The sequence below is a fragment of the Parabacteroides faecis genome, assembly GCF_014647375.1.
Classification (GTDB): domain Bacteria; phylum Bacteroidota; class Bacteroidia; order Bacteroidales; family Tannerellaceae; genus Parabacteroides; species Parabacteroides faecis.
The window spans coordinates 44,979-59,454 of sequence record NZ_BMPB01000001.1; the positions used below are offsets into that span (position 1 = coordinate 44,979).

Sequence of the window (14,476 nt, forward strand, 5' to 3'; positions counted from 1 at the left end):
CAAAGATTATCTAAAGATAGTAAACATTATGGAACAAAGACCGTACATTTCGACAGCATTTTTCCAATTTATACCTATATTTGCCGTGAATCTATCAATCAATGAAAAACAATCGATATGCAAACTCTTTCTAAAATTCCCCGCATCGAGGTGGTAGACGCCCTGCGCGGTTTTGCTGTATTAGCAATTATTCTTGTTCATAATCTGGAACACTTTATCTTCCCGGTATATCCCGACCCTGCCAGTCAACCGGAATGGCTGAATATCCTGGACGAAGGCGTGTTCAGTGTTACCTTCTCACTTTTTGCGGGGAAAGCGTATGCTATTTTTTCGTTGCTATTCGGCTTCACATTTTACATTCAATATACCAACCAACAGATAAAAGGGAAAGACTTCGGATACCGTTTCCTCTGGCGCTTGCTTTTGCTGACCATTTTCGCAACGCTGAACGCAGCCTTTTTCCCGGCAGGAGATGTGTTATTACTATTCTGCGTAGTCGGACTATTCCTCTTCCTCGTCCGCAAATGGAGCGACAAAGCCGTGCTGATCACTGCGATCATCCTGTTGCTGCAACCTGTCGAATGGTTCCATTACATCGCCAGCCTGTTCAATTCGGAATATACCTTACCGAATCTGGGGGTCGGCGATATGTATAAGGAAGTTGCCGAATATACCAAAGAAGGTAATTTCTGGAAATTCATCTGGGGCAATATTACGTTGGGACAGAAAGCCAGTTTGTTCTGGGCGATCGGTGCCGGACGCTTCCTGCAAACAGCCGGGTTATTTATGCTGGGATTACTGATCGGCAGAAAGCAACTGTTCGTTACTTCCGACAACAACACCCGTTTCTGGGTAAAGGCGCTTATCGTCTCTGCGATCCTGTTCTGCCCGCTTTACCAGCTAAAAGTGACGCTGTATGATAACAGCGACGCCGTTATGATAAAACAAACAGTCGGTGTCATCCTGGATATGTGGCAGAAATTTGCTTTCACAGCCGTATTGGTTTCCTCTTTCGTCCTGCTTTATCAGAAAGAATCATTCAAGAAACTGACTTCAGGCTTGCGTTTTTACGGAAAAATGAGTCTGACAAACTATATCTCTCAGTCTATTCTGGGAGCTATCATCTATTTCCCGTTCGGATTATACCTGGCTCCTTATTGCGGATACACAGTCAGTCTGCTGATCGGTTTCGTTTTGTTCCTGTTGCAGGTTAGTTTCTGTAAATGGTGGTTGAAGGGACATAAACAAGGACCACTGGAAGGCATATGGCATAAACTGACCTGGATCAATTACAAATAATATTCATTTCAAAAGTTGACAGTTGACAAATGACAGTTAAACTTCATGCCAGATAAATAAATCTACCGAAAGCCGAAGTAACTATCACTTGTCAACTGTCAACTGAAAAATATTTCACATTCTATAGCTTCTCTATCTCCTCAACCGGCAATCCCGTACATTTTGCAATGTCGGTAATTTTCATACCCATACATTTCATATTGGCAGCTGTCTGGTGTAAGGCTTCCGCTTTTCCTTCGGCAAGCCCCTCGATCCGGCCTTCCCATTTGGCGGTATCGAGCACGTCGTTCTGGATCATGATCACATTCAGGTGTTCGTCATACGCATGACGTTCCTGCGAAGACATCGAATAGTATTTCAGCTTTTCACGTGCTTCACGAAGGCCCGGCGTTGTCGTATCGGGACGGATCGTACCGTCTTTCAGGTATTTGATCCATTCGTCCAGAGGTGTCGAGGCAACTTTGTCGAACTCGTTTACACGAATCAGGATGTACTCGGGGAAGATCTCAGCCGGCAGGCGGGTGATGACGGCATCACGGTCACGCATGTTGATTCGCAGACGGTCGCCGGTATGCACACCTGTGAAATGATTCTGCCCATGATAGAAATAATCCGTACCTACACCGAGGTCAAAATAAAGGATACTGATGGAGTACACTTTCTTCACTTTCTGATAACCTTCACCCAGCGAGATATGCTCGGTGATGGCTTTGGCTACACCGTAAAGAATGCGTTCGAGATAATGAACTTCGCGAGTGTTCTGGATTTCAACGATGATAACCTCTCCTTTACTGTTCAAGGCTTTGATATCGACACGATTGAATTTGTCGTCGGCACTTTCCTGGTTGCTCTCGCTTTCGAGAATTTCAAGGATACTGACCTCTTCCCGCAGCATGACAGTCAGGAAGCCGTTAAGCACATCGAAGTTGGCCTTCTGACGCAATAAACGTTTGATGGCCCAATCGAAACGGATATACCGGTCCTGCAATTCTTTTCTTTCATTCTCTGCCATGGCTTTCGGATCTGAATTTTTCATAATTAAGTGTTTTATGTGTTACGTAATTCACAAAGATATACATCTTTCATGGATGAATAGACACATTCGGCCCTTTTTTATATCATAACGCCTCATCCCACTCATTAAAAAACGCATCCCGTTAGCGGATACCCTACTTCCATTCGAATCTTCCTCTTACTTTTTTATCCGGAAACTATAATCTATTTTCATGAAAGTAGTTGCTTTTTGTTGCCGGGATGCCCGTCTTAGCCCTTTTCACACCCCCATCCCGACGATGCTCACACCCGGGTGTCGAGGATATTGAGACCCGGGTGTCAAACAACATTAATTATTATATCTCTGACTTTTAACTATATAATCATTCAAGAAAAGACACTGTCTATTCAACTTTCAAAATAGGCAATGATAGTCCTATGATAGTTGAATGATAGTTAAAAACGGGAACTATCATAAAATAACAAACTGATTATATATCACTTACACAGAATAATGATAGTATGATAGATGATATTACATTTTTCTATTTATTTCTTCTCGTTCAATAACTTCTCTAATAAGGCTACTTTCTCTTTTTCATTAGCCATCATACGTTCGTATAAGGAGGCGTTCTCTTTGGTAAGTTCGAGAATTTGTTCTACAGGATGAATTTGCCTATTGTCATTTATTTCACCGTTATTACAGCCTATAGCATTATTATTACTTCCACTTTCGAATTTATTATTCTCAAAAATTACAGAAATTGGTGCTTCTTCCATATTTTCAATAACTTCCGGTGTAACTTTCAGGATAGCCGCAATTTTATCCATATATTCTTTTTTTATTACAGGCTGCTGTTCCAGTCGGGAAACACATTGTTGGTTGACGCCCAATTCATTGGCCAGCGTTTCCTGTTTCATACCCTCATACCGACGTATCCTTCTGACATTAACACCCTGATGAACATTCCTATCCTTTACATTTTCCGTATTCATATTATTATCTTATTTTAAGAGTGAAACAAATATATGAACAAATCTCCATATTTCGATGAAGATGCAAGGATATAACAGAACGTTCCGCCTTTTTTCTCATTGCATCAAAGAGTAAAACACTCACACTCCGATAGTATTTTACAAATAAAGCCGCTATAGCCATTCAATATAAGGAACAGGAAAGGGAAATCGTTCTTAGCGCAGAATATAAACAAGACATGCCTGTTTTAATTCCATTTTGTGCAAATGTTTTCGCACACACATTGTAGGATATTAAATATAATCTACTACTTTTGCACTGGAATATAAAAGTTTATGCCATGGATAAAAAAGTAATCACCTTTGGAGAGATAATGCTTAGACTGGCCACACCAGATTATCTCCGTTTCAATCAGACAAATCAACTGAATGCTACCTTCGGAGGTGGCGAAGCAAACGTTGCCGTATCGTTGGCAAATTATGGAATCGACACTGAGTTCGTTACTCGTTTGCCGAAAAATGATATTGCACGTGCCTGCGTAATGGATTTACGTAAATATGGTGTCGGAACCTCTCACATCGTTTACGGAGGCGACCGTCTGGGTATCTATTTCCTGGAAACAGGAGCCGTAGCCCGCGCCAGTAAAGTTGTTTACGACCGTGCTCATTCTTCTATCGCTGAAATAGAACCGGGAATGATCAACTGGGAAGAAGTACTGAAAGATGCTTCCTGGTTCCACTGGACCGGTATCACTCCGGCTATCTCACAAGGTGCTGCCGATGCCTGTCTGGAAGCGATTCAGGCTGCCAATAAACTGGGCGTACCTGTATCCTGCGACCTGAACTACCGCAAAAATCTCTGGAAATACGGAAAGAAGGCTTCTGAAGTAATGCCCGAACTGGTTGCCGGTTGCGATGTGATCCTGGGCAACGAGGAAGATGCGGAAAAGGTATTCGGTATCAAGCCGGAAGGTTTCGATGTGGCACAGACTGAAGGCCAGGTGAATGCAGCCGAATTTGAATCGGTATGTACACAACTGATGGCTAAATTCCCACGCGCAAAGAAAGTGATCATCACCTTGCGCGGTTCTATCAACGCCAACCACAATACATGGGGAGGCGTTTTATATGCGGATGGTAAACTGTATCAGTCTCGCCGTTACGATATTACCCACATCGTCGACCGTGTCGGTGGCGGTGACTCTTTCATGGGCGGCCTGATCTACGGTCTGCTTACTTATACGACTGACGACCAGAAAGCACTCGACTTTGCTGTTGCCGCTTCCTGCCTGAAACATACCATCTACGGCGACTTCAACCAGGTTACCGTCGACGAAGTGGAAAAACTGATGGAAGGCGACGGGTCAGGACGCGTTTCAAGATAGTTGAAAATTGACAGTTGACAGTAATATAATTAAGAATATACATAATTATGGCCAGATTTAATAAATTACAGGTATTGAATGCGATGATCAGCACCGGCATGGTACCTGTTTACTACAATAGTGATATAGAAACAGCGAAACAAGTAGTGAAAGCTTGTTACGATGGCGGTGTCCGTGCATTCGAATTTACAAACCGTGGTGATTTTGCGCACGAAGTATTTGCCGAACTGGTAAAATATGCAGCAAAAGAATGTCCGGAAATGATCCTGGGTATCGGTTCAATCGTCGATCCGGCTACTGCCGCATTGTTCCTGCAACTGGGAGCAAACTTCGTGGTAGGTCCGTTGTTCAATCCGGAAATTGCAAAAGTATGTAACCGCCGTCTGGTTCCTTATACTCCAGGATGCGGTTCTGTTTCCGAGATCGGTTTTGCCCAGGAAGTAGGATGCGACCTGTGCAAGGTTTTCCCTGCCGGAAACGTAGGCGGTCCTTCCTTCGTAAAAAATATGAAAGCGCCGATGCCCTGGTCGCTGATCATGGCAACCGGAGCTGTAGAACCGACAGAAGAGAACCTGTCAGGCTGGTTCAAAGCCGGCGTTACCTGTGTAGGTATGGGTTCCAAACTATTCCCGAAAGAAGCGATCGCAGCGAAAGACTGGAAAGCAATCACAGACCTTTGTGTCAATGCATTAGAGATCATCAAAAAATACCGTTAAGTTATGAAACCATTTCTTGATTCAGATTTCCTGCTACAGACGGAGACAGCACAAAAGCTGTACCACGAGCATGCAGAGAAAATGCCGATCATCGACTATCACTGTCATTTGATCCCGCAACAAATAGCCGACAATTATCAATTTGCCGACCTGACAGAGATTTGGCTGGGCGGAGACCATTACAAATGGCGTGCCATGCGTGCAAACGGTGTTCCCGAAGAATATATTACCGGCAATAAACCGGCTTTTGAGAAATTCCAGAAATGGGCAGACACGCTGCAACATGCGATGCGTAACCCGCTTTACCACTGGACTCATCTGGAACTGAGCCGCATATTCGGTGTCGACAAGGTGTTGAATCCTTCCACGGCACGCGAAATATACGACGAATGTACCGCCAAACTGCAAACCCCGGAATTCCGTGCACAAGCCATCATGGAGCGCATGAATGTAGAGGTAGTCTGTACGACCGACGATCCGGTCGATTCGCTGGAATATCACAAAGCCATCCGCAACACCTCGTTGAAGACCAAAGTTCTTCCTACCTGGCGTCCGGATAAAGCGATGGCGATCGACAATACGGTTGCCTACAACGAATATCTTGGTAAACTGGAAGCGGCATCCGACACGACAATCCTTTCTTTCAAGGATCTGCTGGGTGCTTTGCAGAAACGTCACGATTATTTTGCTGCCGAAGGCTGTCGCGTGTCCGACCACGGTCTGACCACGTTCTATGCCGCACCGTATACGAATGCCGAAATCGAAGCGATCTTCATGAAAGCACGTATGAACAAAGCTTTAACGGCTGAAGAAGTGGATAAATTCCGTTCTGCCATCCTGTATGAGCTGGCTGTTATGGATGCAAAAACCGACTGGGTACAGCAGTTCCACATCGGTCCGACGCGCAACAACAATGCCCGTATGTTCAAACTGTTAGGTCCTGATACCGGATACGATGCGATCGACGATGCACCGGTTGCGGTTCCGATGATCCATTTCCTGAGCCGCCTGGAAGAAGAAGGAATGTTGGCGAAGTCGATCTTCTACAACCTGAATCCGAAAGACAGCGCTGTCATGATGACTACAGCTTACAGCTTCAATGACGGCTCACAACCGGGCAAGATGCAGTATGGTGCAGGCTGGTGGTTCCTCGATCAGATACACGGTATGGAAGCTCAGATGAATACACTTTCCGACCTAGGCTTATTGAGCCGCTTTGTCGGCATGTTGACCGATTCACGCAGTTTCCTGTCTTATCCGCGTCACGAATATTTCCGCCGTATCCTTTGCAATATGCTGGGTAAGGAGGTAGAAAACGGCGAATTGCCTGTTTCTGAAATTCCTTTCATCGGCAAGATGGTAGAAGATATCAGCTATCAGAATGCGAAAGAGTATTTCGGATTCTAATACAATAAAAGAAGTACGCCAATCGATTATTCTTTTGGCGTACTTCAATACTTAAATTAGTACTATGAAAAACGATCACTTGCCATAAATATACACTTCTGCAATGTTAGTAAAAGGTTCACGGTTACTATCTGGCAAGAGAATTTTAAGATAACGGCCCTGGCTTGTATCTATGGATCCGGGAATGGGTAATTCCAAACTATCACCATCACCGAACACTCCGGTTACCAACTGAACCCAATCTGTAGCATTGGCATCCGGACTATTTCCTACATAAATTTCAACACTTTTCGTATCGGTGGTACCGGAACGGCGATAAACTTCTATTTTCGACATTTCTTTCGGTGATTCCATATCTATAACAGCCCAATGCGGCAGAGGCGTATCACCATCCGTATAATTGGAGTGCCACCAGGTATCCAGTTTTCCGTCAATGATCGCGTCCTTTCCACCACCGTCGCTGGCTGTTTCATCGGAAACAGTTACCGTCCAGCCGCTACGGTCGAACTTGTATTCGGCAGGAAAAGCCTCGTCATACTTACTCCATGCCGTATAGAAAGTATCGATCGACTCTTCTTCCGGAATGAATAAAGAACGAAACTCAAACTCTTCACCCGCCTTGGCATCCGGACAGAATGTTGTATATTCTTCCGACGGCATCCGGATAATACTTTCCGTACCATCATTTTTTATGTATCTGACCTCATTGGCCAATAAGCCTTCCGCAGCGGAATACCATTCCACCGACGCCCCCTTGTCCGTAAGCGAGATATTTTTTATACGACGGTCCATTAGCGTTGCCAGATAATTCTTACCATAGGAAGTTCCGAAGTCCGTTACAGACAAAGAACGATGGTCGAAATTATCCACCAGTTGTACTGTGAATGTATATGACTTCTCTTCCATGTTATCCAATACGACCTCGATGCTGTCATAACTTGAATTAAAGGATACCGGAATAAGCAACGAATCCAATCCGTCGTTCCAATACAGATTCACCGATTTCACGTTCGGAGAATTATATGCCCTGCAAAAAAACAGAATACGCTCTTTTCCCGCAATAAACGCTATTGAATCCGGTTTAGGAGCATAAATGATCTCTCCGCCTTCAATATATTCTTTATGCACATCCATAAAATCTTCACAGGAAGTAATCAGGAGAGTGCATGCAATAAATACTAATAAACTATATATTCTTTTCATGGTTTATATATTCCTTTTTAATTTATACTATTCAACCACTTCCCCATATATATCTACATCAGCGGGGTGACAGAAGGAAGAACCACCCCAAGTATTCAATATACTAATGCGGATATAACGTATCGGTTCCTGTGATAACTCAAAAGCAAACTCATGCCCTTCTTCAGCAGCTGTAACATCTTCATCCGTTACTGTTCCACTCGGAGATCCGGAAGGTTTGACAATCAGGCAATCCATCACTTTTTCCCATTCACTCCAGTCACCGCTCTGAGAAGGTGTTCCTGTTCCTTTGAACACATACACCTCGAAATCCAACGGATTTCCCCAGTTATAATACGAATCGGAATATTTACGCTGGAACATCACGACACGGCTGGGTTTCGCTATACATCCCAGATCGATGGTAAATGCGGCAGGCATGGAATTGGATGCCGAATGGCCGAAAGTATCATGGTCGTCGTCGATCAGATAGCTGTCCATCCCCTCCCAGTTCGTAAAGCTGGCATCAGATCCCAACTTCATAACGACCATTTTCTTTTTATTCAGTTTTTCTTCGAAAAGCGGTGTTATCTGACCTTCCGAAGGGAAAATAGTATCGGAAGCGTTGTCAAAGTTATCCCGCATGATCATCCCGAAATAACGAGGCTCGGCTTTATAGCCGCGCAAGCTATAACGGTTCGAATCAGCTTCCGAAGTCATAATACGCATAGTCTGCATTTGCCCCAGGGAATCCTGTGCAAGAAACTCCATCGTCAAGGGAGCTTTGTCTTCATTCCGCCAGTTATATTGGGCACCGCCAAAATCCTGTACGATCGATATTGTCTTGATGGCTTTGCTCAAAGAAGACTCCAACGGAGTAAAAGTCACTTCCACAGGATCCGACAATTCCTGAGCACGATTGATCACATAAATATTCGCCTTATTCGGGATGGTATCGTTATACCCTTCTATTTTGATCTTATTCTCATAAAAAGAAGCGACTCTTTCCGTCTCTTTTCCATTCGTAAGCGTATAAACGGCTTTTACAGCCAGGATATCCTCCGAATTGGGAATGCGGTAAGAAACGACGGCACCACCGGCTATCGGTTCCACATTTACATCGGTCACCACTCCGGGTTTTCCCAGACTTCCGGTTATAGGTTCCAGTGTCTTTTCCGAACAAGAGCAAAGCAATAGAACCGAAGTCAGCATACTGAAATAATATTTCGTTTTCATAATTCTGTATTACATTATTAATTACCACCCCGGATTCTGTACCAATTGCGGATTATTCACAATATCAGATTCTGGTATCGGGGCAAAATAGTTTTTATAAGTAAATGACTGCGTATAGACCGTAGTCAAAGTATAATAATCCACAACCTCTTTGGCATTGACATTCCAACCCTGTATCAGACGGTTCTGCTCTTTCTGGGCTGTTTTCCAGCGGCGGCTGTCCCAATAATAAACACCTTCACAAGCCAGTTCGATCTTACGTTCACGCTGGATGATTTCACGCATCCCTGCTTTGGTCGACGGTTTACTAGCCTGGTTCGAATATTTCTGCCAGCTTTCTACCACCCCTTTCAAACCGGCACGTTCGCGTACCATATCTATATACTTATAAACTTCCGCATCGGGAGCATCTTTCGACTCATTCAAAGCTTCGGCGCATAGTAAGAGAAGGTCGGCAAAACGCATATCCGGGAAAGCAAAGTTTTCCCAGCTGATATCATTGGCATTACGGAAACTGGAGTTGATCGAAACCAGCTTCTTCGGCCAATAACCTGTCGCATTATAATTACCCGGATTGGCTACCGATGAAAATTCACCGAACCGGTTTTTGGGATACAGACATTCTGCATCGTCATCCGGCACATTTTTATATGAGTTTCCATACCATTTACCACGGTCAAAACCTAATGTCGAATAAAAACGAGGTTCACGGTCAAAGTTCATAGCCGCAGTCTGCTCACCCTTCTGGATATAATATTTATGATCCTCGTCTCCGGTCCGTACATTGAAACGGTTCGAATAATCATAATTTTTATCTTCTTCGATAGGTACACCGTTCTTGGAATAGAACTGTTCGACCGTTGCCATCGAAACACTCATACGTGTCCCATAACTCAGAGAGGTTGCCTGTTCCAGATAACAAATACACTGTCCCTGCAGACCGTCATTCAGTGGATAAGAAGAATTTCCCCATACCAGCTCACAATTCCAGCGATCACTTACAGAACCACGCAGAGTCTGCACCAACCGGGTTTCATCCGAAAGAGTTTTAGTAGCCACATAATCGGAAGTCTGGTATAGACGGATACCGGCACTTTCACAAATATTGACTGCTTCTTTACAAGCCTCCGCTGCTTTTTGCCAACGTGTCTCATCATACGTCTGATTAAAGAACGGTTCTCCGTTATGATTACGGAAACTGTTGTAATCCGTATTCCCGTTATACAACGGACTGGCCCAATAGGTCAAAACTTTTGCTTTCAGCATATAAGCTGCCGGACGAGCAAAACGGCCTAATTCACTTGTCTGGTTTTCAATCACCAGAGGAAGCGGATCGCCTTCTATTACCTCATCCAGTAATTCCAGGATATAGGAAAAGCAATCATCGACTTTTTCACGATATACCCTGACACCTTGCGTCGATTCGTTCACCGGTATATTTTCACGCAACGGACAGATCGGTCCGTAATAGGTCAGCAGGTAGAAGTGCATATAGGCTTTGATCAGTTTCACTTCTGCAATCATACGCCTGATCTCGTACTGGTTCAGATCTTTTACACCGACAATACCTTCCATAAAGGTATTACACTCACGAATACCTGCATACAAAGAACGGATCATGTCGCCTGTGCCGCCCCAATAATTGATCAAAGCACTGGTCGGACTATCGGTACCCAATCCGAATTTCATACCATTCTCTGTACTTCCTTCTTTATTGAAGATCATTTCCAGCGATCCGAATATTCCCGGATTTTCATTCCATCCGGCCGACTTAGGCATTCCCCAATAACAGGTAGCCAGATATTGTTCAGCTGTATACCGGTCTGAGAAAGCATTATCCAATGTCGGAACATTGTCCGGGACAACATCCAGATAGTTACAGGAGGCTATTGAAAAAGCAGTGCATATATATATTAAATATTGATATATCGATTTCATATTTTCCGTTTTATTAAATTAGAATCCTAAATTAAGTCCCACATTGATCACACGCTGAACAGGATAACCTAATCCGTTACCCGCCATTTCAGGATCCCATAGTTTGAATTTGCTCCAGCAAAGCAAGTTGGTTCCGCTCACATAAAAACGTAAGTTCTGAACCTTGAACTTCTTCACCAAATCTCTTGGCACGGTATAGCCGATTTCAACCGATTTCAACCGGAGGAAAGTAGCATCCTGCATAAACCAGGTACTTGTCTGATTGTTATTTTCAACTGTTTGATTAGCCAGACGGGGCCAGAAAGCATAAGGGTTCCTGTTGTTTTCAGACCAATAGCTATTGGCTATCACGTCCAGTACAGCATTTTGTCCCAACAAATTATCCTGATCGTTATCTCCCGCATCTCCATCCAAGAACGGAGTAATCTTTTTAAGATCCAGCCAGAAAGACTGACGTCCCGATCCCTGGAAAAAGAAAGAAGCATCTACACCTTTATAACCTACTGACAGACCGAAACCATAGTTGATCTCCGGCGTCGTCGGATAACCGATAGGCACTTTATCCAATTCCGAGATTTTGCCGTCACCGTTTACATCACGATATTTGATATCACCGGCCATATATTCACCGAATTGGGTGGGAGAATTCCTTACCTCCTCTTCATCCACAAACAGACGTTCTGCTATATATCCCCAGGTTTGGGTCAACGATTTTCCTACTTTCGACAACCAGGGAGTCTCGCTGTAATCCGGCTCTTCCCATTCTACCGCTTCGCTCGTTGCGTAGGTTAATGTTCCGCGCCCTGTGATCCATAAATCTTTATTGAAACTCTTCTCATAGTTCAGTTCCATATCCACACCTTTTCCTTTTGCCTTTCCCAAATTAGCCTTTACATCAGGAATGATACCCATTGTATTCGGAATGATACGGTTCAGCAAAATATTTTCCCGTCGTTCCGTAAAATATTCAATATTAGCCGAAAGTCCGAATACCGTACGCATCTCCGCTCCCACATTCAGCTTATAGGATTTTTCCCATCCGATTTCATCATTGGCATAGCGGTCTACAATAATTCCTCCCGGATTATAATTCAATTGAGTACCCCAATTCACATTCCGTTTGTCGCTATTCAAAGTCACTTGCGACAGATAATAGAACCGGTCATTGCCATCCCCAATCTGATCCTGCCCTGTCAATCCATAAGATGCCTTGAATTTAAACTGATCGAACACATTTTTCAAAGGTTCGAAAAAGCTTTCTTTCGAGAGCATCCAGCCGCCGGCTACAGAAGGGAAGAACCCCCAACGGTTATTTTTGGAGAAACGTTCCGAACCATTGTATCCAAAAACAAATTCACCGAAATAACGTCCGTCATAATTATAGGCTGCACGTCCGGCCAAACCGATATTACGACCTGGTAAAGATAATTGGAGGTTATCGGCTATACCGGTCTTTTTACTTTGCATCGTATAAACCAGCAAGCCATTTACTCCATGTTTGTCAAAATTACGGGTGTATTCCGCTGCTCCTTCCAAGTAGAAGTTCGTATTTACATATCTGTTTCCCGGGTTATAATTAATCCACTCCGTACCGGTACTCGGATTCAAACGATTCAATTTATACGAACTATCCAGCAGGTTATAAGATGATATGTTATAGAAGAAAGGATCATAAGCACGGTTTACCGAATATTCGGAATAGCGGTCTATATTAATCTTTGCACGGATAGCAAGCCCTTCGGTCAACATATCCAACTTCTGCTTACCCTCGAACTGAACCAGCATCGTATTCTTACTGTAATCATTATATCCCTTCAAAGCCTGTGCATACGGGTTTACATAATTACCGGCACCATAGTTACCGAATAAGATATGCTTGGAATATGCGTACTGTTCATCCGGTTCATAATAAGGTTTGAACAATACGGGATTGGCCATCATCACTTCCTTGTACATGAAAGAACCGCCGCCGATAGGTCCTGTATATTCATCGAACGTTCCGCTCATACGCAATACCAACTCCGTCGTTTTTGTCAGGTTGATATTGATATTCGAACGGATCGAATATTTCATCAGGCTGATATTGGAATTAAAATTATTTCTTTTATCGACTTTCATGTTACCATTGTCTTTCGACACATTGGCAGCCACATAATAACGGGCAACCGTTCCACCACCGCTAAGGCTCAGATTGGCACGCTGGTTGGAGATCACATCGTTGAACATGGTATCATACCAGTCCGTTGTCGGGAAGATATCGGGATATAATCCACGTTCGGTCATCGTTATTTTTTCTTCAGAATATAAAGCCAATCCCAGTGGGTCACGGGTTTTAATCGCTTCATTCTGCATCCGCATATAAGTAACAGGATTGGTCAGGCCGATTTTTTTGGTCGGAGATGAGAATGAGTTTTCCACACGGGCGTTAATGGTTACTTTTCCTTCTCTACCTTCTTTCGTTGTAACGGAGATTACGCCATTCGCTCCGCGTGCACCGTATAATGCCGTAGCTGTAGCATCTTTCATGATCGAAAAGCTGGCAATATCATCTGTATTCAAACGGGCCAGGTCATCCGTACTCAATTCAATACCGTCGATCAGGATAAGCGGATCTTTCTTTGCCTCAGCACCAAAAGTCGTAATACCACGGATAAAGAAACTGGCGTTATCCTGTCCCGGCTCACCACTTGTCTGATAGGAGATCAATCCGGCAACACGACCGGCAAAAGCCGTTGTCAGGTTACTGCTCGGGATTTTTAACTCCGTCGGTTTCACTGTCGTAATGGCGGATACCACACTTTCTTTTTTCTGTTTGGCAAAAGCAACGACCGTTACTTCTTCCAGCTCGTCCGCCTTCGATTCCAGTACGACATTCAGGATTTTCTGCCCGGTATACTTAATTTCCTTGGTTTCCATACCGATATACGAAACAACCAGGGTGCTGTTAAGAGGACAATCATCAAATTCAAAGTTACCATCCATATCGGCAATAACTCCTTTCGTACTGCCTTTTATCTGTACTGTCGCACCAGGTAAAGGCTCTCCCCCCGCATCAGAGATTTTCCCTTTGAACTTTGACGTTTGTTGAACATTTGATGCCACAGGGGAGATTTCGGCTTTTAGTTCCCCGGATGGTACCCACGCAATTGTTAATAAAAATACCGGTAATATCCATCCATATGAATATATTCCCGGCTTTGTGCACTGAATTTTCTGAAACAGATGGCATTTATCGCCATGCATCTTTCGCAATCTAATCATCACACTTACCAATTTAAGGTTAATAAATAAATATAGGTCTAAGAATTGTATAATGAATAAATCATTTAATCACCGCAGTTCTAT

10 protein-coding genes are annotated in these 14,476 nt (G+C 43.7%); 4 read left to right on the forward strand and 6 right to left on the reverse strand.

The genetic code is table 11. The annotated features are described in order from the left end of the window. Nucleotides 1–117: 117 nt before the first annotated feature. The gene (locus IEY67_RS00185; protein ID WP_122375176.1) at nt 118–1,299 is read left to right on the forward strand and encodes a DUF418 domain-containing protein; all 1,182 of its coding nucleotides are present in this window, start codon (nt 118–120) and stop codon (nt 1,297–1,299) included. A gap of 121 nt (nt 1,300–1,420) precedes the next feature. On the opposite strand, the gene IEY67_RS00190 is transcribed toward IEY67_RS00185, so the two are convergent. Then, nucleotides 1,421–2,335 (reverse strand): Rpn family recombination-promoting nuclease/putative transposase, encoded by a 915-nt coding sequence (locus IEY67_RS00190; protein ID WP_122375177.1) that lies wholly within the window; start codon nt 2,333–2,335, stop codon nt 1,421–1,423. A gap of 506 nt (nt 2,336–2,841) precedes the next feature. Then, nucleotides 2,842–3,288: a helix-turn-helix transcriptional regulator gene (locus IEY67_RS00195; RefSeq protein ID WP_183670540.1), complete on the reverse strand. Its 447-nt coding sequence runs from the start codon at nt 3,286–3,288 to the stop codon at nt 2,842–2,844. Between the two features lie 320 nt (nt 3,289–3,608). On the opposite strand from IEY67_RS00195, the gene IEY67_RS00200 reads away from it, so the two are divergent. The 3 genes from IEY67_RS00200 to uxaC are packed head-to-tail and all read left to right on the forward strand — an operon-like array spanning nt 3,609 to nt 6,775. Beyond that, nucleotides 3,609–4,652 carry a sugar kinase gene (locus IEY67_RS00200; RefSeq protein ID WP_122355074.1) on the forward strand — a complete coding sequence of 348 codons (1,044 nt, stop codon included), beginning with the start codon at nt 3,609–3,611 and terminating at the stop codon, nt 4,650–4,652. Nucleotides 4,653–4,699: 47 nt separating this feature from the next. Further along, nucleotides 4,700–5,368, forward strand: coding sequence for a bifunctional 4-hydroxy-2-oxoglutarate aldolase/2-dehydro-3-deoxy-phosphogluconate aldolase (locus IEY67_RS00205; RefSeq protein ID WP_122355076.1), 669 nt, complete (start codon nt 4,700–4,702; stop codon nt 5,366–5,368). Nucleotides 5,369–5,371: 3 nt separating this feature from the next. Continuing rightward, nucleotides 5,372–6,775 (forward strand): glucuronate isomerase, encoded by a 1,404-nt coding sequence (uxaC, locus tag IEY67_RS00210; protein ID WP_183670538.1) that lies wholly within the window; start codon nt 5,372–5,374, stop codon nt 6,773–6,775. A gap of 75 nt (nt 6,776–6,850) precedes the next feature. Here uxaC and IEY67_RS00215 read toward each other — a convergent pair whose 3' ends face one another. From IEY67_RS00215 to IEY67_RS00230, 4 genes are read right to left on the reverse strand one after another with little or no spacing between them, the layout of a single operon-like run. Continuing rightward, nucleotides 6,851–7,978, reverse strand: coding sequence for a DUF4998 domain-containing protein (locus tag IEY67_RS00215; RefSeq protein WP_183670536.1), 1,128 nt, complete (start codon nt 7,976–7,978; stop codon nt 6,851–6,853). 27 nt (nt 7,979–8,005) lie between these two features. Continuing rightward, on the reverse strand, nt 8,006–9,193 hold the full coding sequence (locus IEY67_RS00220; protein WP_122375181.1) for a DUF5000 domain-containing lipoprotein: 1,188 nt from the start codon (nt 9,191–9,193) through the stop codon (nt 8,006–8,008). A gap of 21 nt (nt 9,194–9,214) precedes the next feature. Next, nucleotides 9,215–11,131 carry a RagB/SusD family nutrient uptake outer membrane protein gene (locus IEY67_RS00225; protein WP_122375182.1) on the reverse strand — a complete coding sequence of 639 codons (1,917 nt, stop codon included), beginning with the start codon at nt 11,129–11,131 and terminating at the stop codon, nt 9,215–9,217. 18 nt (nt 11,132–11,149) lie between these two features. After that, a complete protein-coding gene (locus tag IEY67_RS00230; RefSeq protein ID WP_183670534.1) occupies nt 11,150–14,392 on the reverse strand; it encodes a SusC/RagA family TonB-linked outer membrane protein in 3,243 nt (1,080 codons plus the stop codon). Nucleotides 14,393–14,476 lie beyond the last annotated feature (84 nt).

What these genes read in the sequence shown, in the direction of transcription:
- IEY67_RS00185 (WP_122375176.1), top strand. Translation starts at nt 118, where the DNA reads ATGCAAACTCTTTCTAAAATTCCCCGCATCGAGGTGGTAGACGCCCTG.
- IEY67_RS00190 (WP_122375177.1), bottom strand. Translation starts at nt 2,335, where the DNA reads ATGAAAAATTCAGATCCGAAAGCCATGGCAGAGAATGAAAGAAAAGAA.
- IEY67_RS00195 (WP_183670540.1), bottom strand. Translation starts at nt 3,288, where the DNA reads ATGAATACGGAAAATGTAAAGGATAGGAATGTTCATCAGGGTGTTAAT.
- IEY67_RS00200 (WP_122355074.1), top strand. Translation starts at nt 3,609, where the DNA reads ATGGATAAAAAAGTAATCACCTTTGGAGAGATAATGCTTAGACTGGCC.
- IEY67_RS00205 (WP_122355076.1), top strand. Translation starts at nt 4,700, where the DNA reads ATGGCCAGATTTAATAAATTACAGGTATTGAATGCGATGATCAGCACC.
- uxaC (WP_183670538.1), top strand. Translation starts at nt 5,372, where the DNA reads ATGAAACCATTTCTTGATTCAGATTTCCTGCTACAGACGGAGACAGCA.
- IEY67_RS00215 (WP_183670536.1), bottom strand. Translation starts at nt 7,978, where the DNA reads ATGAAAAGAATATATAGTTTATTAGTATTTATTGCATGCACTCTCCTG.
- IEY67_RS00220 (WP_122375181.1), bottom strand. Translation starts at nt 9,193, where the DNA reads ATGAAAACGAAATATTATTTCAGTATGCTGACTTCGGTTCTATTGCTT.
- IEY67_RS00225 (WP_122375182.1), bottom strand. Translation starts at nt 11,131, where the DNA reads ATGAAATCGATATATCAATATTTAATATATATATGCACTGCTTTTTCA.
- IEY67_RS00230 (WP_183670534.1), bottom strand. Translation starts at nt 14,392, where the DNA reads ATGATTAGATTGCGAAAGATGCATGGCGATAAATGCCATCTGTTTCAG.